This window comes from Erysipelothrix aquatica (assembly GCF_009828775.2).
In the GTDB taxonomy this organism is placed as follows: domain Bacteria; phylum Bacillota_I; class Bacilli_A; order Erysipelotrichales; family Erysipelotrichaceae; genus Erysipelothrix; species Erysipelothrix aquatica.
The window spans coordinates 1-21,526 of the sequence record NZ_WTSY02000036.1; the positions used below are offsets into that span (position 1 = coordinate 1).

Below are 21,526 nucleotides of genomic sequence, written 5' to 3' on the forward strand. Positions count from 1 at the left end.
GGTCTTTTATTTTTTTATTTAATTGCTTATACTTCATATGGGAGCTCCTTTTAGTCGGGTGGGCTCCTTTTATTATACAAAAACAACCGCACCTTGGTGGTGCGGTTGAGATTTGAATTTAGGAAAGAAAGTCACGCTGTGACTTTCTTTTACGTGATACCACGGATGGACTAATGCTCTCGAAGCTTAAATGTCTTATGTGCAAACAAGCGAACCAAGATGGTACTAATAACAATAATCACAAGACTAAAGACTGTAATTACGATATCAGCGGAAGCAAGCGATGCAACCATATTGTTGCTATAAACAAAGAAAATGATGGCGAACTCAGCAATGTGATAGGTGATACTTTTAACTTCCATATCACGGTTGTACGGTTGTAAGATATAGTATAAGAAAAGATGAACCGTAGTGTACAATGCTGAAAGTGATAATAAACTAATGCAAAGCGGTATAAAATTCGCAAACTCAAAACTGAGGAGTCCAACTATGTTCCATAAGATAAGACCGAATAGTACTGCAAAGACAGGTACAAAGTTAATAAGTATTAAGATTCCAAGTCGAGAGAGATATTGTTTCCATATGGTCTCTTTGCGACGGTAAAAGGCATAATGGAGTAAACTGTAATCAGCATTGAGAAAACATGCGCGCGTAATTTTTTTGGTTACATTAATGAAATAGAAGACGAGCATGAATTGACTGATTAGAGTGCTGTTGGAACCCACGATTGTTTCGAAAAAATTGGGGCCAAACAAATAAACAGAACCTACTTTGATAAGAACCCCACCAACTACAAAGGCAACGATAATTCGAAGCATCCAAATAAGTGGTTTATACCACATCCGCCGATGCCGCAGGAAAAAGGCAATATTGAGAAGTTTATATCCCGTGTAGCGATGACTTAATTCTGTATCTTGATTTACTTTTAGGTCATCGATGCGGAGTTCTTCCTGCGTGAGTTCTTTGACTTTCTGTGATGTTTCCGTACTGAGACTCATGTTTTGTGTCATGAAACGATTGACGGCAGCGGGGTCAGCATTTCGTTTCGTATAACGCATGCTCCAGATACTCAATGCAATCATGAGTAAACTAAGCAGAATATAGATAAAATTCAGTGTTGCGGGTAGGAAAAGCAGTAAAAAGGGAAGAAGACCCGTAAGCACGGAAATGATAAGCTCGTAGCGCATCCGCATCTTCTTTTCGTGGCTGTTGAAGTAACGAATGGTGAGAGCTTCTCCCAGATACATGGTAAAGCAAGGCACCAATAGCACAAATAAAGCCATAATAAGAGCATGGTCGTATCGTAAAGGCCAAAGTGTGACGCCCGTCACGATACTTGCCATTACACCAAGTAAGATGCGGTCGTAGGTGCGTTGTTTCAATGAGTACGCGTAATAATCTGTACTCGGTGTCTTAAACAGCGTCAACAACATCCATTTTGACTTTGAATCTTCGAGGATCCGTGTACTGGTAATTGAAAAAGCATTAAAGGCGGTAAAGTAGATGATAAGTGACATCGAAGTGTCATTTAAGATTGCTAAAGGAACCGTATTCGCTAGTAGAAAGATAACAGCGAGATAGATTGCTTTCTTCGCAAGACTTGTCAAAAAAAGGATACCATTTGCCAATTTTGCCAACTTTTTTTTGATGTCTGCGTCGTAGTAAGCATAAGGACTCATTAAATTATTAAGAACAGGAATCTTCCGAAGGTAGAAGATTGCTTGGTTCATAAACAATGTAGCGCGAATATCAGAGAAAATTTTGTTATTCATGATCTTCTCGGAGAATTTCCACGATTTCAGCTTCGAAACCTTCACTGTGAAGCTGGTCGGTATCTAATTGTTGGAGTGTTCCCTTATGGAGAATGACAACCTCATCACAAATATCCTTCGCAATTTGTAGAATATGTGTTGATAGAATCATGATACAGTCGTGTTTGAGTTCAAGGAGTAAGTTCTTGATTTCAATCGAAGCAATAACATCAAACGATGTAAGCGGCTCGTCAAGAAAGAGAACGGTAGGCTTCAACATAATAATACTAATCATTTGAAGCTTATTACGCATACCAAAAGAATACTCTTTGATGAGTTTATGTCGGTCATCTGAGGTGAACTGAATCCGATCAAAATAACCATCAATATCTTCACGTTTGAGCCCTTTATCTTTATGAATATCAACAAAGAAACTCAAGAATTCAAAACCAGTCAAAAATTCAGGAAGCATCGGCATTGCATACACATACCCGAAATCTTGTTCAGAAATAGTATGGGTTTCATCGAGATAAACGCGACCTGAGTCAGCTTGCATTTCCTGGCTAACACAGTTAAAAAATGTTGTTTTCCCACTTCCATTCCTTCCGAGTAGTGCATATATTTTTCCTTTTTCAAAAGTTGCATTAATGTTTTTTAGGACATGATTTTGGTCAAAGCTTTTGTTTAAATCTTCAATCACAAGTTTCATAAGCGACTCCTTTGTGTTATATTGTTGATACAATGATACGATAATGCTATAGAGCAGTCAAGAAAATATAGAGATGGTAAGGGTAATAAACTATGAAAAAAGAAGATCCAGTCTTAGATGTGCTAACGCGTGCTCATTTCTCAGAAGATGTCTTGCAACTTTGGGATCATCAATCACCAGAATCAGAAGCGGAAACAAACTTGCTTGAGATGCTTGTTAAATTGGAGTCACTGATTGACACGTACGCAATGAACGGTATCCCGCAATCAATTTTAATTGATAGTCTTAAAGATTTTAGATATCGGACAAATCGCCATAATCATGAAATGGGTGGCGTAGGACTTTCGAAGCATGACGTGCATTGGTTGCATGATTATTTGAATTTCAGGTTGTTTGACCTTGGTTCATTGCGCTATCAAATCTTTCCGTTTGATCGAACTTATATTGAACGTGAGGGCATGGATTCCCTTCCACTAACTCAAGATCAGAAAGATCGCTTTCAAGACGGCGATATATATCTTAATATTCATATTATGAAAGGGGCAGATTTATCCCCAATCGCCATTGATGCTTCGCTGCAGCAGGCTCGTGAATTCTTTTCAAAATACTTTCCAGAGCTCAATATTAAAGGCTTCATCACCCGTACTTGGCTAATTTACTCGAAAATGTCCTATCTTTTGCCTTCAGAAAGTAATATTGTCAAATTTGGTCATCGTTTTGAAATTATTCAAGAAGCACCCATTCAATATCAAATCCTAGAACGTGTCTATGGAACACAAGATTTAGAGGCGATAGCCAAGATGCCAAAGAAAACGTCACTTCAAAGAAACATCTTAAATAATTTAGAGAATGTTGGAGTATCGTTTGGCTACATCCCTTTTTAAACAGATGCGGACTGCGTTATAATAAGGCTATGAACAAAAGGAGCAAGCTATGAAACAAAAAGAATATTTCATTGAGCATCTTAACCTCGAAAAACATGTGGAAGGAGGTTGGTTTGCGGAAACTTACACTTCGGATAAAGCGGACGATGGCAAACCAATCGCATCGAGTATCTATTTTTTATTGGATGAGACGAATTTTTCTGCTTACCACAAGCTTACATCTGACGAAATTTGGTACTATCACTACGGTTCAAGCTTGCATGTCTCGATGATTGATTTAGAAGGAAATTTACATGACATCAGAATCGGACCTAATCTTGAAGATGGAGAAGTGCTTCAGTATACGGTACCCAAAGAATGGATTTTTGCATCCTATGTTGAAGCGGGATTCAGTGTTGTCGGATGTATGGTTGCACCAGCATTTACGTACGAAGACTTTAAACTGTACTCTTATGATGAACTCGTATCACGGTATCCACAGCATCATGAGATGATTCGTGCTTTAACGCGATAACCTTGCGCTTGCTTAGCAAGCGTTTTTAATTGCGCATTCATCTCACAAAAACGTATCCTTTTTGGTCATAAAAGGTATGGGTTAATGATATTTTTATCATGAAATATGATACGATATCGGAAAAGAAAGAAGGCAATTCTAGAATGAAAGCAATAATTACCGTAGTCGGATCAGACCGTGTTGGAATCATTGGAAGTGTTTGTACATACCTTGCGAAAGAAAATATTAATATTCTCGACATTAGTCAAACCATCCAAAGCGAGTTTTTTAACATGTTGATGGTTGTAGATATTACCGCAGTTATCGATCACTTCGATACTGTACAGAAGGCGTTAAAAGCACAAGGCCAAGAAATAGGGGTCGAAATCTCCATGCAACGTGAAGAAATCTTCTCGTCAATGCATAGATTGTAGGTCAATGATGATAAGTACAAAAGAAATATATGAAACACAAACGATGATTCTTGAGCAGAATCTCGATGTTCGCACAATTACGATGGGGATTAACCTCATGGACTGTGCCGATGAAGACGTTGATGCATTCAATGACAAAATTTATGCGAAAATTACGCACCGTGCCAAAGACTTGGTCACAGTATGTGATACGATTGCACGCGAATACGGTATTCCTATTGTCAATAAACGTATTTCAATTACGCCAATCGCGATAGCTGCGTCGGCATGTAAAACCGACTCATATGTCTCCATTGCGCAAACACTTGATCGTGCTGCAAAAGAAGTTGGCGTTGATTTTATTGGTGGATTTTCAGCACTTGTTGAAAAAGGGATTACGCCATCCGATCAAATTCTTATAAACTCAGTTCCTGAAGCACTTGCGGTGACAGATCGTGTTTGTTCGAGCATTAATATTGGGTCGACACGTGCTGGTATTAATATGGATGCACTCTTACAAATGGGAAATCTTATTGTTAAAACGGCCGAACTAACGGCAGATCGTGACAGTATCGGCTGTGCTAAGTTTGTTGTTTTCTGTAACTCTGTAGAGGATAACCCGTTTATGGCTGGAGCATATCATGGCGTAGGCTTAGCAGATACGGTCATCAATGTGGGAGTTAGCGGTCCGGGTGTCGTCAAGAAAGCGCTTGAGAATGAAGATATTTCAAGTTTCGAAAATCTCTGCGAAACGATCAAGAAGACAGCATTCAAAATTACGCGTGCTGGCCAATTGATTGCTCAAGAAGCATCTCGCCGTTTGGGTTACCAATTTGGCACCATCGATTTATCACTGGCACCAACACCTGCTATTGGTGATAGTATTGGAGAAATTTTCCAAGTGATGGGACTGGAACAACCGGGTGCGCATGGTACAACCCTAGCCCTTGCATTGTTGAATGATAATATTAAAAAAGGTGGCGTCATGGCTTCATCCCATGTTGGCGGATTATCGGGTGCTTTTATTCCTGTTAGTGAAGACCACGCCATGATTACAGCGGTTGAAAAAGGTGCACTGACACTTGACAAGTTAGAAGCAATGTCAGCAGTTTGTTCGGTTGGAATCGACATGGCCGCAGTCCCAGGGAAAACGAGTGCAAACCAACTCTCAGGTATTATTGGTGATGAATGTGCAATTGGTTTTATTAATAATAAAACTACAGCCGTCCGTATTATTCCTGTCATCGGAAAAGATGTTGGCGAATCGGTAGTCTTTGGCGGATTGTTAGGACATGCGCCAATCATGCCAATCAATGACTTCACGAATGATGCATTTATTTTACGCGGAGGCCATATTCCAGCACCAATCCATAGCTTTAAAAACTAAGAAAAGACTTCAATGTGAAGTCTTTTGTTTTTTTATAATTGGAATCAAAAATTAATCAAGTGAATCGACGTTGAACTTTGTGCGGGAGAGACATTCGCGCGCAAACAACCCTGCTAGAAGCCCAACAATACCTACGCCTAATGTTGCATATACCATTGTAAAAATTTTACCTAGTGCCGTTATTGGCACCAAATCACCATAGCCAATCGTCATTAGTGTGACGAAGCAAAAGTATAAGGCATCAAGTGGCAACATTCCTTCATAAAACGTAAAGAAACATGTCCCTGTGAGTAGAAGCACAAAGACAAGCACAATAATGGCACGTGTTTCGTGACGCTTGCCGATATTCGCAATAATTTTCCAGATTTGCTTAAATCCTAAAAATAGTGAAATCATAGGATATCCCCCTTTGTTACAGACATAATAGAAAACTCACCACAGGGGGTGAGTCGAATTGTGAATTGGTGTTCCCACTCGGGATCGAACCGAGGACCCACAGATTAAGAGTCTGTTGCTCTGCCGGCTGAGCTATAGGAACACAAATAAACACGGCATCAAACAACATCTTGGTGTCTGTTTATAGTTTTATTATACGCCGATTTCATGAAATCGCAATCGTTAGAGATAAAGTATTTCGTTTATTTTGAAAGTGGGATTCGATATAATTAGTCTAACTTAGTAGTGTGTGCACAAAATGACAGGTTTCAAAAGCGTCGAAACGTTACGATTGTTTCAGGAGGTAAAGAGATGCAAACTATAGTACATAAAATCGTTGATACAATCGAGGAACATTTAGAAACAATTTCATTGGACGAACTTGCGCAGACATTAAATTATTCTAAATTCTATTTGCAAAGATTGTTTGCGTTCGAAACCGGGGTGGGTTTAAAAACCTACATTCGACTTCGTCGACTGAGTCGCGCCGCTTTTGAACTCAAAGAGAGTGAACAACGTGTCATTGATATTGCCTATAAATATGGCTATGAAACACCCGAATCGTTCACAAAGTCATACAAACAGCAACACCATCAAGCTCCATCAAAAACACGCTCTGATAATCAACCACTTCGTATCTATCCAATGTATCGTCAAGAACCTTCCAGAAAGCAGGAAACAATGATGAAAGTTAGAATCGAAACACGTGATGCATTTGTTATAAGTGGTACAAAATATGAAATGAGTATTGAGAACAATGAAAATTTAGAACTGATTCCAAGTCTTTGGGATGAACTCAATACATCAGGAAATGATCAAACTCTTTTTGAAATGAATGATGGCCCAATCAAAGGAGTACTCGGTGTATGTGTCCCCATTGATGAATCAAAGATGGCATACTGGATTGGAACCGCAACACAACAAGCTGTGTCAGGCTATGATGCCCTACATGTTCCAACATCACGGTTTGCAGTATTTGAGGCAAAAGGGGCGCTTCCAGACGCAATTCAAACTGCATGGCAAGCTATTATGCAAGATTGGATTCCAACAAGCGGTTACCAAATAGATGGTGGCTTGGATTTTGAAGTGTATCCGAATGAAGACCCAACAAGTAACGCTCACATTGCAGAGATTTGGATAAAACTAAAATAGGGATATCTTCGGATATCTCTATTTTAAAGTTTTTAGGAGTTCAAAAAGATCGTGATGGTTGGTTACCCGAAAATCTGGAAGTGGACATTGCGAAGGTTGTTTTTGAGTAAGCCAAATGCTATGCCAACCTGCCTCATGTGCACCAACAATGTCTTTCTCGTAATCATCCCCAATATAATACGTTGGATTATCTGGTAATTTTGAATGCATATAATCAAAGATAGCACGATTCGGTTTCGCAACCCCGAATGATTCTGAAATTACAATCAGATGACTTTCAAACCATCGCTCCAAATTTAAGTTCTTAATTTTTTGTGTCTGATGTGCGGTATTACCATTTGTAATAATTCCTATAGGAATCTGCTCGGCTTTGCACCACTCTAAAATAGCCACGACATCATCAGTTAAGCTCAGTGCATACTGGTTTTGTTTATAAGACTGTTGCCATATAGCAGCATCTTCAGAAGAAATGTCAATGTCACAGGAACGAAGCGTCGCTTGAATTCGCAGACGTCGCATTGTAGCGAAATCAATGAGTTTTCGTTCGTGGTGTTCAAAGTAGACGGCACTAAAATGTTCGAAATGCTCAAATAGGGTCGAAATATCTTGATTTTCTACGTCTGGAAAAACATCCTGAATTGCATTCACAAATGCTGTTTCGCGAAAATACAACGTATTGTCTAAGTCAAAAATTAGATTTATCATACAAACTCCTAAGAAAGAGACACCGTCAGTGTCTCTGTATCATTAAATGCGATCGAATAAATTTATTAGATTAAAGGCAACAGCATAGTTGTGGATTGGCTGTTTGATGGATTCAATCACGTACCGTTTCCCGTCGATGCCACATTGGCTCAAGTTCTGGTAGAGAACGGTTGTTTCACGGATAATATCAGGATCATTAAAGGTATAGTGACCTGCGATATCTAAGATTTCAAGTGAAAGATCAGGATCCTTTTTTGTTGTCTCAACCGTAATGTTTGGATCAATAACCCATTTTTTCCAACGTTCACTATCAATCGCTTTCGTTAGCAGTATATCATACAACCGTGAACGATTGGTAATGGCACCTTTGTCATGAAGTAATGTTTCAACGTTGGTTAACGTAATCAATGCGCGTGTTTCTTGAGTGCCATACTGTGGTGCAACATTGACTGCAGAAATCATTGTTGGTCGGTGCAAAAGAAGTGTTTCGTCTGATAGGTAATCCCCGTTGTGTTCTTTTAAACTCACACCGTAAGAAGCGGCCATTGTAGCTAGATTTTGTGCATTATTATAATTAAAGGTTCCGACTTGCTCAGTTTTCCGTGTGAGCGTTCCAGTTTGTCCGACAATAAATGAAGGATGAGGTAATCCTAGTTTATCAAGGCGTTGATTTAATGCTTGGATGAATTCTTCATAGCGCTCTGTGCTTGTGAGGCCACCATTTGTTTCTTCGGTACCAACCTCATATGCAATTTCTGGAAGGCCACGCTGGACTCGCTCAGCCTCGCAATACTCGATAAGTTCAACGGTCATGTCAATAACGGCTTCTAATGGAATTACTTTCCCAACTTCAAAGGGATCTTTAGTAGGGTCAATCATTAATAAATCAAATCCTGCCAGAATATCTTCAAGGTAAGATTGCTTTGCGATAGCCATTGCTCTTTCTTTTGCGATGTGATTGTTGCGTTCTTCATCACGTTGCCATGGTCCCCCGTGATCTCGACATAAGTAGTATGAACCGGTAAATCCAATTTCATTCGCAATATTTTGAATATCCTGAGCGAAACGCGCTTGGTTCCATCCGTTAACATAGCCGGCTCCAAATTCATCCGAATCGACTTGATTTCGACTCGCTATAAACATGATTGGAAAGTTACCGTCACGAGCGAGCTCTAAACTCGCAATAATAAGGTTTGAAGACATGGGACCAATCCCTAATAGGGTTGCGCCATTGCCTTGTTTCTCGAGATCCAACAAACTGGTGAGAAGTGAGTTAAGTTGTACTTTCATAACTATTTCTCCTCAACATCTGGTCTTAAGATATGTAAAAGTCCTGCAGTAACACATGCACCAATTAACATATCGAGAACAAACCATAACTTGTTAGTTGCGGCAGCAATAACAATTAACCCTCCATGAGGTACAAAGACTTCGACATGGTGAATCATTCCCAAGCCGGCTCCCACAGCACTACCGATGATAATTGCAGGAAGAACTGTCTTGATACTTTTGACTGCAAATGGGATTGCCCCTTCTGTAATTCCGATAAGTCCCATAAAGAACGCAGATGCACCTAAATTCTTTTCTTCAGTAGTATATTTCTTCTTAGATATAAATGTTGAAAGTGCGACACCAAGTGGTGGAATGGCAACAGCAATTCGGAATGCACCGTTTGGTCCGTATATTCCCTCTGCCATGAGTGCTAATGTAAATGCAGATGCTGTTTTGTTGATAGGGCCTCCCATATCGACTGCTGTCATAGCTCCAATAATGACACCTAAAATTACAGCTTGTGACCCTTCAAGACTCGATAATAAATTCATGAGCCAAGCCATCAGTGATCCCAGCGGTGCAGCAAGTACATACATGTAGGCCATACTTACTACGAACGTTGTGAGCATTGGAATAATAAGGATTGGCATAATTGTACGAATCGTATTGTTAACGTTCCAAGTTTTCATCCAACGTGCAAAGTAACCTGCTAAAATCCCAACTAGCATTGCACCTAAGAACCCAGTACTTACATTGTTTGCTCCGACAGGATTGTTAGCGATGAATCCTGTAATCATCCCCGGTATCAAGCCAGGTTTTCCAGCTAACGAGTATGCGATGTATCCCGATAGTATTGGAATCATCATTGCAAATCCAGCTTCACCTATTTTAAGTAAGTTTTGGAAGAATGGGTTTGTAACAACCATTCCAGCGTCTGTAGCTTCTCCAGTTGCGAGTGCAGCAGCAAGGAATATCCCACCGACAACGACCGCTGGCATCATATAGGAAACACCGGTATTGAATGCCTGCGTTAAATCTTTGAAAATTTTGTTAGGTTTCTTTTCCATGATTCTTTCTCCTTTTATGTTTATTTATTAATATTTAATGTTGCTTCAATATCATCAAAAACAGCACTTGCATTTTTGATAACAACAGATGGATCCATATGGAAGACTTTACCGTCTTCTTTTTTCTGATCAAACCGTTCTGGCATTTCGATTCCAATCGAAGTAGCCATTATGACATAATCTGCTGCCTCGATTTCTTCATCAAATAACTCATTATCAATTCCCATACCGCCTTGGGTTTCAACCTTATAGTCATAACCACGTTTTTGTGCTTCGACTTCAATGGCTTCTTGACCCATGTAGGTGTGTGCAATCCCGACGGTACATGCAACGACTCCAACTATTTTCATTATGAATGCTCCTTTTCTGTAAATAATGTATAAATTTCATGAATAGATGCTGCATCGTGGAGTTTCTGCCTAAAGTCAGCATGGATTAACATCTTACTGATTTCAGAAATATATTTTAGATGTAATGTATCACTATCTTCAGAAACACCGATGAGGAAAATAAGTCCTACTGCTTCGTCTTTTGAATCATCATCCCATTGGATGGGATTAACAGGGCGAATCATCGCAATAAATGCGTCTGAAACACTCTGAGATTTTCCGTGTGGGATGGCAACTCCTAATCCAACATTGGTTGAGATGCTTGCTTCCCGTTCTAAAACAGCTGCTTTGAATATTTCTGAGTTAGAAAGATAACCTGCACGATAGGCAAGATCTATTAAATAATCGATAGCATCATTCTTATTGCTAATGGCGACATCGATTGCAATCAGCTTTTTACTAAACATTGTAATCACCCCTCAATATACTGATAACGTCATTTTCGGTTTGTGCTTGTCGTAATTGACCCAGATAGTCTGGATTATTTACGAGTGCATATATTTCTTTAAAAATTGCTTTAACATGTACGACATCACATTGTTTAATGTGAATTAAAATAATGATGGTAATATCTTCTTGATCCCATCGGAATTTACGCTCATTAATCAAAATGGAAAGTCCTGATACATAGACATGGGATGGATCACCATGAGGAATCGCGACTCCGGTCTTTAAATCGGTTGGACCTTTACGTTCACGCTCCGTAACTGAAAGTGTGTACTGGTCGTCAACGATCTTTTGTTCGGATAAACTATCGAGCATAAACTTTAACGCATCCTCACGTCTACTAAAAGTCGTATTAAGATAGATGCGTGATGGATTAACAAGCTCAGAAAGCCATGGCAACGTTAAGACATCCGTGTGAGTATCTCGCATAGAACTTCGAATAAAGTGTTTATCGTAAAAGTTCAAAATATTTTCCTTGTCATCATTACTCAATAATGTCGATACAAGAATGACAGGAATATGGGTGATATCTAACTTAATGGTCGAAATAATAAAATCGATGGTTGATAGATCCAAGGATTGGATGTGAGCACTTGAAGCGATATGAGTAATGCTAAGCGGTGGTAAGATTTTTTGAACTTCAAGGCTTAGAATTTGCGAGGCAGAAAGTCCTAAAGGACATACAATCAAAATATTTTTGCGTGTCTTTCTGCGTTCAAGTGCTAACTGGAAGTAAATCATCAGGAATCCAATTTCGTCTGAATTGAAGGAAACCTCGAGTTCTTCCTCAATCTCCGGTACAGAAAACCACAAAATATTAAAGACTAAGAAGTAATCACGCTTTAACTGACCTAAAAAAGGGTTAGGGTGTGAAATGTTGTTTCTAAGTCTATTGACCATTGGCTCGAAGTGATTACGGATATTCTCTTTTAATAAGGGATCGTCCGTTAAGTCAGTATCGATCAGATTACTAAATGTCGTAATGAGCGATTCGATAAGACCTTCAAAGTTGGTTTCTTGCACGGCTGTAAATTTATTGGCCTCAAGATAAAGTGTCAAGTAGGTGATATCTGTATCCATATAATTAAACATCAGCCGACTTGATAGTGTTTCAAGCATCGATTGTGCTACAGACATTGTTTGTGGAATGTCGTGTACTATCTTAGATGTTATGTCAGCGGATTGATGTTCAATATGGTTCTCTTGCATGAGCTGATAACAAAGAACAATCAATGCATTCATAACATTAGAGATGTAGAGTTCATCGATGACTTGAAGGTTGTTCAAGACGTATTCGTATAAAACATCGTGAACTGAAACATAACACTCATGTCCGTAGAAGTAGGAATAGAAGGCTGCGATTAATGTATCGTCAGAAATCATGCTTGGAATTTTAGCAAGATAATAATCGTTGAATCGTATCATCGACTTTTGAATTAAGGTTTGGGTGCCGTCAAGTCGCGTGCCTTTTGAATCACTAACCAGTAACTCTGGAGTTGCAAGCAAGTGATGCCGTAAAGTATCAATATCATTCATGAGTGAGCCGTGACTGATAAACAGAGTCGTTGATAAGTCCTTGTATGTGACCGTTTCGCTTTTTAGCGCTACCAAATCAAAGATTTGTAGAAGTCGCTTGTCAGAAGCACTAAAGAGGTCGTAGACATTTGATTTACGGACAGTCTCTTGATCTAAGTCATAGGTTAATGTCACTGAAATTCCTGTATGATCTCGATTTAAGGTATATCCCAGTTTCGCTAAATAGTCTGAAACATTGTCAAGGTCGTTGTAAATTGTCCGATCAGATACACTGTAGAGCGCACTATAATATTTGATAGATTTTGATTCGTGTTGTTTAAGAATCGCAATCGCAAGTTTCTGTTGACGGTTGTTTAGTTCCATGATTCACCTCCTTGGTACCGCTTACAATCATAGTATAAACGGACACCAATCTTTCTAAAATGATAAATGGTTGCAACATATTATGAAATATATTGAATGTAAATATCATTACCTTGTTATCTGAAGAAGTCAATGAACTCGAAATAAGAAAGAAGCAACAATAGGGAGTAAAAAATATGCGTAAAACCTACATAAAAAATCTAGTTTTGGTATTATATAAGATACAGGTTGAAGGAGTGTTGTTATGATCAAAACAGATGCATTAGTGATTGGGAAGGGTCCTGCTGGGATTCAAGCATCCATATATATGAAACGAGGAAATATCAATCCAATTGTTATTGGAAAGGGAATCGGTGCTTCAGAACAAGCCCGAATTATCGATAACTATTATGGATTTGAAACAATTGGCGGTCCTGAACTGGTTCTACGAGGAATTGCACAAGCAGAAGCATTGGATATTCCAGTTGTTTCTGATGAAGTATTATCAATTACATACGATACCGAAGGATTCATTGTTAAGACAACAACCGAAACATACCTTGCGTTAACCGTACTTATTGCAACAGGATCACATCGAAACATTCCACGTGTCAAAAAAATTAGAAATTACGGCGGAAAAGGTGTTTCCTACTGTGCTGTGTGTGATGGTTTCTTTTACCGTAAAAAAACTGTTGCTGTTATCGGAAGTGCGGACTATGCGGCTAGTGAGGCTGCAGAACTTGTTGAAATTGCCGAAAAAGTTGTCATTCTCACAAATGGTGAACCTGTAACAGGGACGTTTGACCCGCGTTGTGAAATCGTTACAGACAAAGTAATTTCCGTATATGGTGAAGGAAAAGTTCAAGGCGTTGAACTTGAGACAGGTAACCTTGAGTTGGATGGTATCTTTGTCGCCATTGGATCTGCAAGTTCGACGGATCTTGCAACCAAGATGGGGATTGAAGTTCAAAATGGACGTCTCATCGTAAACGAAGAAATGGAAACAAACATACCGGGTATTTACGCAGCAGGTGATTGCATACCAGGAGTACAACAGATCGCTAAAGCAGTTTCAGATGGCTGTATTGCAGGATATGCAATGATCGCAGCTGTAAGAGCAAAACGAAGAGAGGCAAACAAATGACACATATTTTTGCAAGTGACTTTGATGGCACATTATACAAGGACCACATTATAAGAGAATCAGACTTAGAAGCAATTGCTGCATTTCGTGAACAAGGTCATAAATTTGGACTGGTGACAGGACGGAGTGTGGATTCCATTTTGGCAGAAGCAGAAAAACACAACATTCCCTATGATTTTGTAATTGGTATTAATGGGGGTGCTGTCTTGACGCACGATCACCAGGAGATATTCAGTAAGACATTGTCACAAGAAATTTCGACAGAACTGGCAAAGAAAATCGATGACTTTGGTATTGAATTTTATGGCGTCACGGATGGTTACCGATTAGCGCGCGTTTATGGGAATCCTGAAGCCCGTGATTCATTTGAACCGAATATTCAAACAACACCCGTAGAAGAAATTCTTGAAGTGGGTGCGCGAGGATTCTATGTTAATGCAGGTTCTGAAGAGCATGCACTCGCACTATCAATCGAGATAAACAATCATTTTAAAAATCGTGGCGTTCAATGTTTCCCTAATGTATCCGCAGTTGATATTGGTGTTGAGGGAGTAACAAAAGCAACCGGTATTCAATCAATCATTGACCATTATGGTTATGCTGGCTCGGTCTACACCATTGGAGATAGTTATAATGACCTCCCCATGATTAAAGCTTTTCATGGATTTGCGATGGACAACGGTGTCGATGCGGTAAAAAAACATGCGCAAAATGTCGTCGCAACCGTCGGTGATGCCTTAAAAAGTGTTACAGAATAACGCATCATGGATGAGTCTTTGTGAAAACTTTGGTATACTAATATCAAGAAGGTGAAAACATGGAACATAAATTAATGACTGTCGAAGAGCGCCAAGCGGTTCAAGAAACCTTACATTCTGAAAAGAATTATACGGATTTATCGATGCTTTTCAAAATGTTTGCAGATGCAACACGCCTTAAAATATTCACAGTCCTCTCGCAAAAAGAAGTGTCTGTCGATGATTTAAAAGAAATTTTAAATATGACCCAATCCGCTGTTTCACATCAACTCGCATCACTTCGAAAACTTAATCTCGTTAAAGTTACAAAAGTTGGAAAATACTCATATTATTCGCTTGCGGACGATCACGTGATGGAAATCTTTAAACAAGCATTGGATCACGTTCAAGAATAAATATACATTCTAAAAATTATCAAATTATTCAGGGACTTGAAACTTTTACATAAACTGAGGAACTATTTACAATTTATGTAACACACGTTATAATGTCATAAGATATAAGAGAGGTAGATTCGATGCAAGAACTATTAAACAATGGCTATTTCTGGCAGAAAATCGACTCACTCGTCTTGTCCACGAATGTCGTTATTTCCCAAGATAAAGGATCACGTCATCCAAAGTACCACAACATGGTGTACCCAGTTGATTACGGTTACTTAACGGATATTGAACCGATTAAGGTTTTTAAAGGAAGTGTCAAACGTTCTACGATAGATGCGGTGATGATCGTTGCAGATATACTCAAACGGGATTTAGAAGTTAAACTCTTATGGGGTTGTACTCCTGAAGAAGAGGAAGAAATATTGCGATTCATCAACCAAACAGACTACCAAAAAGGAATCTTGGTAAGACGTGGTAATGAAATGCCTGAGTGGGCAATAACAGATTAAAGCAATACTAACTAGAGGTTAAGCTAGATAGTGAAATAAAGGGACATTCTTAAGAGGGTGTCCCTTTTAAATACGTTTCCTTAACAAACCTAACATATATTAAGTTGTTTTGAAATAACATTAACATTCTCTTAATAGATTGAATAAACATACATAAGTTTGTATCATTACATTCGTGTGTGAAATATTTAGGTGACGAAGAGGAAGAAAATGAGAAAGAAAAAGCACAAGTTTTTTAGTTTTATCGTTTTATCATTATTTATGAGTTTAATGACTGCACAGCCCATCCGTGCAGAAGAAGCACAACCCGTTTCTGAATTATTTCCAAACCCATCGCTTGCACAATATGTTACGGATCATCCCCAACTCAATATTGTGGATGGTAAAGTGACACAAGCAAGCCTTGATACTGTTGAATTTATTGATTTGAGATCCAGTGTGACGATTACTTCTTTGAATGAATTGGCACCGTTTAGAAATGCAACTGAAATTCACCTTCGGGAACAAGCAATCACAACCTTAGAGGGGTTGAGCAACTTTCCCCAATTGACCGGATTGTTGGTAAATTTTAGTTCACTACAAACCTTATCTGGAATCGAAGCAGCACCCAATTTAACAGGATTATACATTTCAGATAGTAATTTAGAGTCTCTTGATGGCCTTCAACATTTAAAAGGATTAAAAGCCCTCACCATCTTTAACCCTTCCCACAAAATTGTTGAACAGGGGACACATATGCTTGAACCAATCCGTAATCTACCAATTACAGATTTAAGACTGCATAACATCGGTGTAACGGATGCAATGATGGACCCTATCGCAAGTCTTGAGCAACTCCGAACGATTCATTTGAATACATCAATCTTTAAAGATAAGGAAGATTCACGGGATCATGTTACACAAACAACGGACATTCTTGCAAACAAGATCACAAGTTTGAGTCCACTGACAACGCTATCGTTACTGAACGATATTCAACTGAACAATAACCGATTGACAAGTTATGAAGGTATTGAATCATTTACCAACCTTCAAACGTTTAGTGTGAATACGGATCTGGAATACAGTCCTTTACTTAACCATGCTGTTGATTTCAATCGATTTATTTTTGCGGAACACCCAACAGCCACGAAGGGGATTACAGGAACCATTCGTGATAGTATCGTTAATAGTTCATATACTTTAGAGTATGATGCACAGAAAGAGACGTATTCTGTCTCGTTAAGCAATATTACACCCCCACGAACCATTAACGAAACAAGTGGAAAAGTCTATGAAGGTACTATGCGACCAATGATTGGTAATGACGATTTACCAATGATTGCATTCAATGGTAAATTTGATAAAGAAACCAATCGAATAACATGGCAAGCGTCCGACCTTGAAGGGAAAATCGATTCCACACACATCGAGATTTTCTCGTTTGGTATCTTTGATATGGATCCATTCGAAGGGGAAACAATCGGACGGACACGTCGCTTTGAAGTCATCGGATATGGACGCGTTGAAGCACGTGATGCAGCGGATGTTACTGTAAATTACAGGGACACCAAAGGGAATACACTTGAAGTATCACAAATTTTAAGTGGTTTGGGTAAACTCAATCAAGATTATGTTATCCAAGCCATAGAATTTGCAAATTTCAATTTAGTTCGTGTTGAAGGTCCAAGACAAGGCACATTTACAACAGAACCCAAAGTCGTAAATTTTATCTATGAACGAAAAGACGCAGCACCTGTTATCGTTAACCATATCGATGAATCAGAAAATGAATTGGCTCCGTCTCAATTGCTTGAAGGAACTGAACAATTGGGGAACCCTTATACAACTCAGGCTCAAGACATCGAAAACTATACCTTAACAGTACAACCGGAAAACGCAGCGGGTATCTTTACGGACAGTCCTCAAGTTGTTAATTATATCTATACACGTCGGGATGCTAAAGATGTGATCGTCCATTATGTAGATGTGAATGGAAACTCACTTACAGATGCTATCGTACTTTCAGGTACAGGAAAACTTGGTCTATCGTATCAAACAGAAAGTAAGCAATTCCCATATTATACACTTACAGAAGTACCTTTAAATCAAAAGGGTACATTTGGTGTTGATAACCAAGTTGTGACATATGTCTATGCGAAGCAACAAAGCACGTTGACCGTTTATCATGTTGATCAAGATGGTAACCCCTTAACAGGACCCCAAGTCATTACCGCAGATGTTGGTACAGCGTATCAAACAAATCCAAAGGTCTTTTCGGGTTATGATTTAATCGCAATGCCTGAGAACGCAAACGGACTCTTGCTTGAAACGCCACAGGCTGTAACGTATCGATATTTAGGGGCCGAAGTCTTAGGTGTTACGAAGCCTCCTAAAGGTAAAGATCCCCTTAAGCCAACAGGACCCAATGTTTCAACTCCGGTTGAGAAAGAAACATTGCCAGCAACTGGTATGGCCCAATCGACAGTCGGTTATTGGGTGTTAGGGTTTGGGTTGCTCAGTGTTATGGTTGCGAAAACCAAACGTAAAGAAGCATAAAAACGTTAGTACTATTGAAGAAAATGATTGAAATGTCTGCATGATTTTTAAACGAACCTATATTTCACATAACTAATAAGCACAGTGATGTAAAAATCACTGTGCTTTATTTTGTTATAGTAATTCACCATATTTGCGAATGAAGTAATGTTTCGCGATGGTTGCAAGAATCATGTAAGCAAGAATGGTCACTGCGAGCCAAGCAAAGTAGATGCCAGGGACTGGAGCAAGTCCAATTGAGAGACCAAAACTTGTGAATGGAATGATGGTTAAAATTCCAATAGCTGCGAACGTGAGTAGGGTTAACGAAGCGGAAGCGCGACTTTGTATGAAGGGAATCTTCGGTGTTCGAATCATATGGATAACCAAGGTTTGTGACCACATTGACTCAATGAACCAACCCGATTGGAAGACCGCAATAAATAATGCGATATCTTGTGGGTTTGTTAATTGGGAGAATTGTTGACCACCAACGACCATTGGCGATATAACGAAGAACATTAAGAAGAATGTTGTGATATCAAAGACGGAGCTTGTTGGGCCAATGATTAACATGAAATTCTTAATAGATGTCGCATCCCATTTGCGTGGTACTTTGAGATAGTCTTCATCAACATTATCCCAAGGAATTGCAATGCATGAAATATCATAAATGAGATTGAGTAAGATTAAATGCAATGCTTCCATTGGGAGGAACGGTAAGAAGAAACTTGCGACCAACACCGAGAAGACATTTCCAAAATTTGAACTTGCTGTCATCTTGATGTACTTAATCATATTAGCATATGTTTTTCGACCTTCGATAATTGCATCTTCCAGCACCAGTAAGTCTTTTTCAAGTAAGATAACATCTGAAGATTCTTTGGCAATATCAACAGCGGTGTCAACAGAAATGCCAATGTCTGCAGCTTTCATTGCAGGCGCATCATTAATCCCATCACCCATAAAGCCAACAGTGTGACCAAGGTCGCGAAGCGTATGAACAATACGTTGTTTTTGGATTGGTGATAATTTCGCAAAAAGATCGTAGGTATTTACAGCTTCTTGCAGTTCTACATCGCTCATTGCATCAATGTCCGAACCTAAGACGACGTGGTCGTTTTCAAATCCAATCAATTCAGCAATCGATTGGGTGACGATATCGTTATCACCGGTAAGAATCTTTGTGGTGACCCCGTATTCTGATAATTTTTGAATGGCTTCAGCAGCTGATTCTTTAGGTGGATCAAGAAATGCTAGATAGCCCATTAAGACCATTTCACGTTCGTCATCGGTGCTGAAATCTACTTTGCCATTTGGTTCCGTCTTGCAGGCAATGGCGAGCACGCGCAAGCCTTTTTCATTTAAACCATGGGCCGTTTTAAGAATCGTCTCAGTGAGTGCGTCAGTTAGTGGTAAAACCTCATCGTTGATCATTACAGATGTCGAAATTTTAATCATTTCTTCAACGGCACCCTTGGTGATAATTTCTTTATGATTACGGCTGTCGGTAACAATGACGCTCATACGGCGACGGTTGAAGTCGAATGGAATTTCATCAAGCTTATTGTACTCTGTATCAAGATTGCGAAGTTCAGGATGTGTTGCTTCAAGATCTTCGCGACGTTTGATGACTGCACGATCCATAAGGTTTCTTAAACCTGTTTGATAGTAACTGTTAAGGTATGCGTACTTGAAAATACGGTCATCTTCGGTTCCCATCGGATCCATGTGATATTGCAATACAACATTGTCTTGGGTTAGAGTTCCGGTTTTATCGGTGCATAGAATATCAATCGCTCCCAAATCTTGGATTGCATTGAGATTCTTAACAATCGTTTTCTTTTTACTCATGGTGACGGCGCCTTTTGCAAGGGATGTCGTAACAATCATCGGTAACATTTCAGGTGTAAGTCCAACTGCAACAGAGATTGCGAAGAGTAATGCTTCAGTCCAGTTTCCTTTACCAAATCCATTAATGACAAACACGATCGGTACCATGATTAGCATAAATCGAATCAGTAACCAGGACACGGAGTTCACGCCTTTCTCAAAAGAGGTTTCATCCTTTTTGCCAGAAGCACTGTGAGATACTTCGCCAAACATGGTATCATCACCTGTTGCGATTACGATACCACGAGCACTTCCACTAATGACATTTGAACCCATGAAGACGAGGTTTTGAGTCGCCGTTAATTGTGCGTCAAGAGCCTCAAGGTCCTTACTAAATTTTTCTACAGGTTCACTTTCCCCCGTGAGCGCTGCCTGTGATATAAAGAGATCTTTACTTTCAATAATACGCATGTCGGCTGGTATCATATCACCTGCGGAAAGGATAATAAGATCCCCGACGACGACTTCGTGTAATGGAAGTTCTTGAGGTTCATGTCCTTTCCGTGCGACGCGTGTTGTGGTTTCTACAAGTTCGCTTAGTTTTTTTGCTTCATTGGAAGAGCGGTATTCTTGGATAAAACGGAGTAGCCCGCTAAGTGTTACCATGACCAAAATAATAATAACTGTCACAGGATCTTCTTCGCCAGGTGAGACCATCGCGATATCCGTAATGTATGAGAAGCATGCAAGTCCAATTAAGATAAGTGTAAATGGATTAATGAATGCTTGAATGAATTTCATCCATGTTGGTGTCTCTTTGTGGCTGCTTATCGTGTTCTCACCGTATTGTTTACGGTTCGATTCAACGCGTAGCCGCGTCAAGCCTTGTGGTGACGATTTGTAGTGTGTATAAATTTTTTCGGTTGATGCAGTAGCTGCATCAACATAACGACGTGTGTCGTTGGTGTAAGTTGTTTCTTTCATAGTAGTCTCCTCGTTTCTATTCAATTGAGGACGACAAAGTGATTACAGATTGGACGCACATGTGGCATCAATCAAGTCAAAATTATGTATGTAAATCCAATCGTCATCATCAATGGCGTCAGTTGTTTCTTGCATGTGATGTCACATCCTTTCTGTCTGGCAATATAAAAACCACGCATGCTTGAACAGACGTGGTTAAAAAATCACATAAATCGTTCAAGCTTTAACTCAATAGGGCAATGTTATTACACTAGTTTACGCCTTCGTGACGTATACTGTTGACCAGCGCATAGTGTCTCCACTATTTTGCGGTAGTAATCCGTATCCCTAAAGTAGCCTCACCTACCGTAGTTTTTATTTACTCAACAACCATACTTTGTATTTTTAGGAATTGCAAGGCTTAGAATTATAAAAAA

20 protein-coding genes, 1 tRNA gene and 1 riboswitch are annotated in these 21,526 nt (G+C 39.3%); of the genes, 10 read left to right on the top strand and 11 right to left on the bottom strand.

Annotated elements, in window-relative coordinates; all coding sequences use genetic code 11:
• Nucleotides 1-170 precede the first annotated feature (170 nt).
• Together GVV20_RS09115 and GVV20_RS09120 are read right to left on the bottom strand one after the other, a co-directional pair.
• The gene (locus GVV20_RS09115) at nucleotides 171-1,772 is read right to left on the bottom strand and encodes a hypothetical protein (protein WP_159740324.1); all 1,602 of its coding nucleotides are present in this window, start codon (nucleotides 1,770-1,772) and stop codon (nucleotides 171-173) included.
• Nucleotides 1,765-2,460, bottom strand: coding sequence for an ATP-binding cassette domain-containing protein (locus tag GVV20_RS09120; protein WP_159740323.1), 696 nt, complete (start codon nucleotides 2,458-2,460; stop codon nucleotides 1,765-1,767). Before GVV20_RS09120 ends, GVV20_RS09115 begins: the two co-directional genes overlap by 8 nt.
• Nucleotides 2,461-2,552: 92 nt before the next feature.
• Between GVV20_RS09120 and GVV20_RS09125 the strand changes: the two genes are divergently transcribed.
• The 4 genes from GVV20_RS09125 (at nucleotide 2,553) to GVV20_RS09140 (ending at nucleotide 5,637) form a co-directional block, all read left to right on the top strand.
• The gene (locus GVV20_RS09125) at nucleotides 2,553-3,344 is read left to right on the top strand and encodes a hypothetical protein (protein WP_159740322.1); all 792 of its coding nucleotides are present in this window, start codon (nucleotides 2,553-2,555) and stop codon (nucleotides 3,342-3,344) included.
• A 49-nt stretch (nucleotides 3,345-3,393) separates the two neighbouring features.
• A complete protein-coding gene (locus GVV20_RS09130; RefSeq protein WP_159740321.1) occupies nucleotides 3,394-3,858 on the top strand; it encodes a cupin domain-containing protein in 465 nt (154 codons plus the stop codon).
• Nucleotides 3,859-4,001: 143 nt separating this feature from the next.
• Nucleotides 4,002-4,271 (top strand): ACT domain-containing protein, encoded by a 270-nt coding sequence (locus GVV20_RS09135; protein ID WP_159740320.1) that lies wholly within the window; start codon nucleotides 4,002-4,004, stop codon nucleotides 4,269-4,271.
• Between the two features lie 7 nt (nucleotides 4,272-4,278).
• On the top strand, nucleotides 4,279-5,637 hold the full coding sequence (locus GVV20_RS09140; protein ID WP_159740330.1) for a PFL family protein: 1,359 nt from the start codon (nucleotides 4,279-4,281) through the stop codon (nucleotides 5,635-5,637).
• Between the two features lie 51 nt (nucleotides 5,638-5,688).
• Here GVV20_RS09140 and GVV20_RS09145 read toward each other — a convergent pair whose 3' ends face one another.
• Nucleotides 5,689-6,033, bottom strand: coding sequence for a potassium channel family protein (locus GVV20_RS09145; RefSeq protein ID WP_159740319.1), 345 nt, complete (start codon nucleotides 6,031-6,033; stop codon nucleotides 5,689-5,691).
• A 66-nt stretch (nucleotides 6,034-6,099) separates the two neighbouring features.
• Nucleotides 6,100-6,175, bottom strand: a tRNA-Lys gene (locus GVV20_RS09150).
• A gap of 209 nt (nucleotides 6,176-6,384) precedes the next feature.
• Between GVV20_RS09150 and GVV20_RS09155 the strand changes: the two genes are divergently transcribed.
• Nucleotides 6,385-7,224 carry an AraC family transcriptional regulator gene (locus GVV20_RS09155; protein ID WP_159740318.1) on the top strand — a complete coding sequence of 280 codons (840 nt, stop codon included), beginning with the start codon at nucleotides 6,385-6,387 and terminating at the stop codon, nucleotides 7,222-7,224.
• A gap of 18 nt (nucleotides 7,225-7,242) precedes the next feature.
• Here the strand turns inward: GVV20_RS09155 and GVV20_RS09160 are convergent, their stop codons facing one another.
• Genes GVV20_RS09160 through GVV20_RS09185 form a run of 6 tightly spaced genes read right to left on the bottom strand, consistent with a single transcriptional unit; the run spans nucleotide 7,243 to nucleotide 13,003 of the window.
• Nucleotides 7,243-7,929: an HAD family hydrolase gene (locus GVV20_RS09160; protein WP_159740317.1), complete on the bottom strand. Its 687-nt coding sequence runs from the start codon at nucleotides 7,927-7,929 to the stop codon at nucleotides 7,243-7,245.
• A 42-nt stretch (nucleotides 7,930-7,971) separates the two neighbouring features.
• Nucleotides 7,972-9,219 (bottom strand): class II D-tagatose-bisphosphate aldolase non-catalytic subunit, encoded by a 1,248-nt coding sequence (locus GVV20_RS09165; protein WP_159740316.1) that lies wholly within the window; start codon nucleotides 9,217-9,219, stop codon nucleotides 7,972-7,974.
• Nucleotides 9,220-9,221: 2 nt separating this feature from the next.
• On the bottom strand, nucleotides 9,222-10,268 hold the full coding sequence (locus GVV20_RS09170) for a PTS fructose transporter subunit IIC (RefSeq protein WP_159740315.1): 1,047 nt from the start codon (nucleotides 10,266-10,268) through the stop codon (nucleotides 9,222-9,224).
• A 20-nt stretch (nucleotides 10,269-10,288) separates the two neighbouring features.
• Complete coding sequence (locus GVV20_RS09175) at nucleotides 10,289-10,618, bottom strand: PTS fructose transporter subunit IIB (RefSeq protein WP_159649333.1); 330 nt, start codon at nucleotides 10,616-10,618, stop codon at nucleotides 10,289-10,291.
• Complete coding sequence (locus tag GVV20_RS09180) at nucleotides 10,618-11,064, bottom strand: PTS sugar transporter subunit IIA (RefSeq protein ID WP_159740314.1); 447 nt, start codon at nucleotides 11,062-11,064, stop codon at nucleotides 10,618-10,620. The genes GVV20_RS09175 and GVV20_RS09180 overlap by 1 nt, the downstream gene beginning before the upstream one ends.
• Nucleotides 11,057-13,003: a BglG family transcription antiterminator gene (locus tag GVV20_RS09185; protein WP_159740313.1), complete on the bottom strand. Its 1,947-nt coding sequence runs from the start codon at nucleotides 13,001-13,003 to the stop codon at nucleotides 11,057-11,059. Before GVV20_RS09185 ends, GVV20_RS09180 begins: the two co-directional genes overlap by 8 nt.
• Nucleotides 13,004-13,247: 244 nt before the next feature.
• On the opposite strand from GVV20_RS09185, the gene GVV20_RS09190 reads away from it, so the two are divergent.
• The 5 genes from GVV20_RS09190 (at nucleotide 13,248) to GVV20_RS09210 (ending at nucleotide 18,314) form a co-directional block, all read left to right on the top strand.
• Nucleotides 13,248-14,126, top strand: a complete 879-nt coding sequence (locus GVV20_RS09190; protein WP_159740312.1) for an NAD(P)/FAD-dependent oxidoreductase — start codon at nucleotides 13,248-13,250, stop codon at nucleotides 14,124-14,126.
• On the top strand, nucleotides 14,123-14,884 hold the full coding sequence (locus GVV20_RS09195; RefSeq protein WP_159740311.1) for an HAD-IIB family hydrolase: 762 nt from the start codon (nucleotides 14,123-14,125) through the stop codon (nucleotides 14,882-14,884). The genes GVV20_RS09190 and GVV20_RS09195 overlap by 4 nt, the downstream gene beginning before the upstream one ends.
• A gap of 59 nt (nucleotides 14,885-14,943) precedes the next feature.
• Nucleotides 14,944-15,279, top strand: a complete 336-nt coding sequence (locus tag GVV20_RS09200; protein ID WP_159740310.1) for an ArsR/SmtB family transcription factor — start codon at nucleotides 14,944-14,946, stop codon at nucleotides 15,277-15,279.
• Nucleotides 15,280-15,401: 122 nt separating this feature from the next.
• Nucleotides 15,402-15,776 carry an Inorganic pyrophosphatase gene (locus GVV20_RS09205; RefSeq protein ID WP_159633397.1) on the top strand — a complete coding sequence of 125 codons (375 nt, stop codon included), beginning with the start codon at nucleotides 15,402-15,404 and terminating at the stop codon, nucleotides 15,774-15,776.
• A gap of 210 nt (nucleotides 15,777-15,986) precedes the next feature.
• Nucleotides 15,987-18,314 carry a MucBP domain-containing protein gene (locus GVV20_RS09210; RefSeq protein ID WP_159740309.1) on the top strand — a complete coding sequence of 776 codons (2,328 nt, stop codon included), beginning with the start codon at nucleotides 15,987-15,989 and terminating at the stop codon, nucleotides 18,312-18,314.
• 114 nt (nucleotides 18,315-18,428) lie between these two features.
• Here the strand turns inward: GVV20_RS09210 and mgtA are convergent, their stop codons facing one another.
• Nucleotides 18,429-21,110, bottom strand: coding sequence for a magnesium-translocating P-type ATPase (gene mgtA, locus GVV20_RS09215; RefSeq protein ID WP_159740308.1), 2,682 nt, complete (start codon nucleotides 21,108-21,110; stop codon nucleotides 18,429-18,431).
• Nucleotides 21,111-21,310: 200 nt separating this feature from the next.
• Nucleotides 21,311-21,467: riboswitch (M-box (ykoK) riboswitch) on the bottom strand.
• Nucleotides 21,468-21,526: the final 59 nt, after the last annotated feature.

What these genes read in the sequence shown, in the direction of transcription:
- GVV20_RS09145 (WP_159740319.1), bottom strand. Translation starts at nt 6,033, where the DNA reads ATGATTTCACTATTTTTAGGATTTAAGCAAATCTGGAAAATTATTGCG.
- GVV20_RS09190 (WP_159740312.1), top strand. Translation starts at nt 13,248, where the DNA reads ATGATCAAAACAGATGCATTAGTGATTGGGAAGGGTCCTGCTGGGATT.
- GVV20_RS09140 (WP_159740330.1), top strand. Translation starts at nt 4,279, where the DNA reads ATGATAAGTACAAAAGAAATATATGAAACACAAACGATGATTCTTGAG.
- GVV20_RS09120 (WP_159740323.1), bottom strand. Translation starts at nt 2,460, where the DNA reads ATGAAACTTGTGATTGAAGATTTAAACAAAAGCTTTGACCAAAATCAT.
- GVV20_RS09170 (WP_159740315.1), bottom strand. Translation starts at nt 10,268, where the DNA reads ATGGAAAAGAAACCTAACAAAATTTTCAAAGATTTAACGCAGGCATTC.
- GVV20_RS09125 (WP_159740322.1), top strand. Translation starts at nt 2,553, where the DNA reads ATGAAAAAAGAAGATCCAGTCTTAGATGTGCTAACGCGTGCTCATTTC.
- GVV20_RS09155 (WP_159740318.1), top strand. Translation starts at nt 6,385, where the DNA reads ATGCAAACTATAGTACATAAAATCGTTGATACAATCGAGGAACATTTA.
- GVV20_RS09205 (WP_159633397.1), top strand. Translation starts at nt 15,402, where the DNA reads ATGCAAGAACTATTAAACAATGGCTATTTCTGGCAGAAAATCGACTCA.
- GVV20_RS09185 (WP_159740313.1), bottom strand. Translation starts at nt 13,003, where the DNA reads ATGGAACTAAACAACCGTCAACAGAAACTTGCGATTGCGATTCTTAAA.
- GVV20_RS09195 (WP_159740311.1), top strand. Translation starts at nt 14,123, where the DNA reads ATGACACATATTTTTGCAAGTGACTTTGATGGCACATTATACAAGGAC.
- GVV20_RS09130 (WP_159740321.1), top strand. Translation starts at nt 3,394, where the DNA reads ATGAAACAAAAAGAATATTTCATTGAGCATCTTAACCTCGAAAAACAT.
- GVV20_RS09180 (WP_159740314.1), bottom strand. Translation starts at nt 11,064, where the DNA reads ATGTTTAGTAAAAAGCTGATTGCAATCGATGTCGCCATTAGCAATAAG.
- GVV20_RS09115 (WP_159740324.1), bottom strand. Translation starts at nt 1,772, where the DNA reads ATGAATAACAAAATTTTCTCTGATATTCGCGCTACATTGTTTATGAAC.
- mgtA (WP_159740308.1), bottom strand. Translation starts at nt 21,110, where the DNA reads ATGAAAGAAACAACTTACACCAACGACACACGTCGTTATGTTGATGCA.
- GVV20_RS09210 (WP_159740309.1), top strand. Translation starts at nt 15,987, where the DNA reads ATGAGAAAGAAAAAGCACAAGTTTTTTAGTTTTATCGTTTTATCATTA.
- GVV20_RS09160 (WP_159740317.1), bottom strand. Translation starts at nt 7,929, where the DNA reads ATGATAAATCTAATTTTTGACTTAGACAATACGTTGTATTTTCGCGAA.
- GVV20_RS09165 (WP_159740316.1), bottom strand. Translation starts at nt 9,219, where the DNA reads ATGAAAGTACAACTTAACTCACTTCTCACCAGTTTGTTGGATCTCGAG.
- GVV20_RS09200 (WP_159740310.1), top strand. Translation starts at nt 14,944, where the DNA reads ATGGAACATAAATTAATGACTGTCGAAGAGCGCCAAGCGGTTCAAGAA.
- GVV20_RS09175 (WP_159649333.1), bottom strand. Translation starts at nt 10,618, where the DNA reads ATGAAAATAGTTGGAGTCGTTGCATGTACCGTCGGGATTGCACACACC.
- GVV20_RS09135 (WP_159740320.1), top strand. Translation starts at nt 4,002, where the DNA reads ATGAAAGCAATAATTACCGTAGTCGGATCAGACCGTGTTGGAATCATT.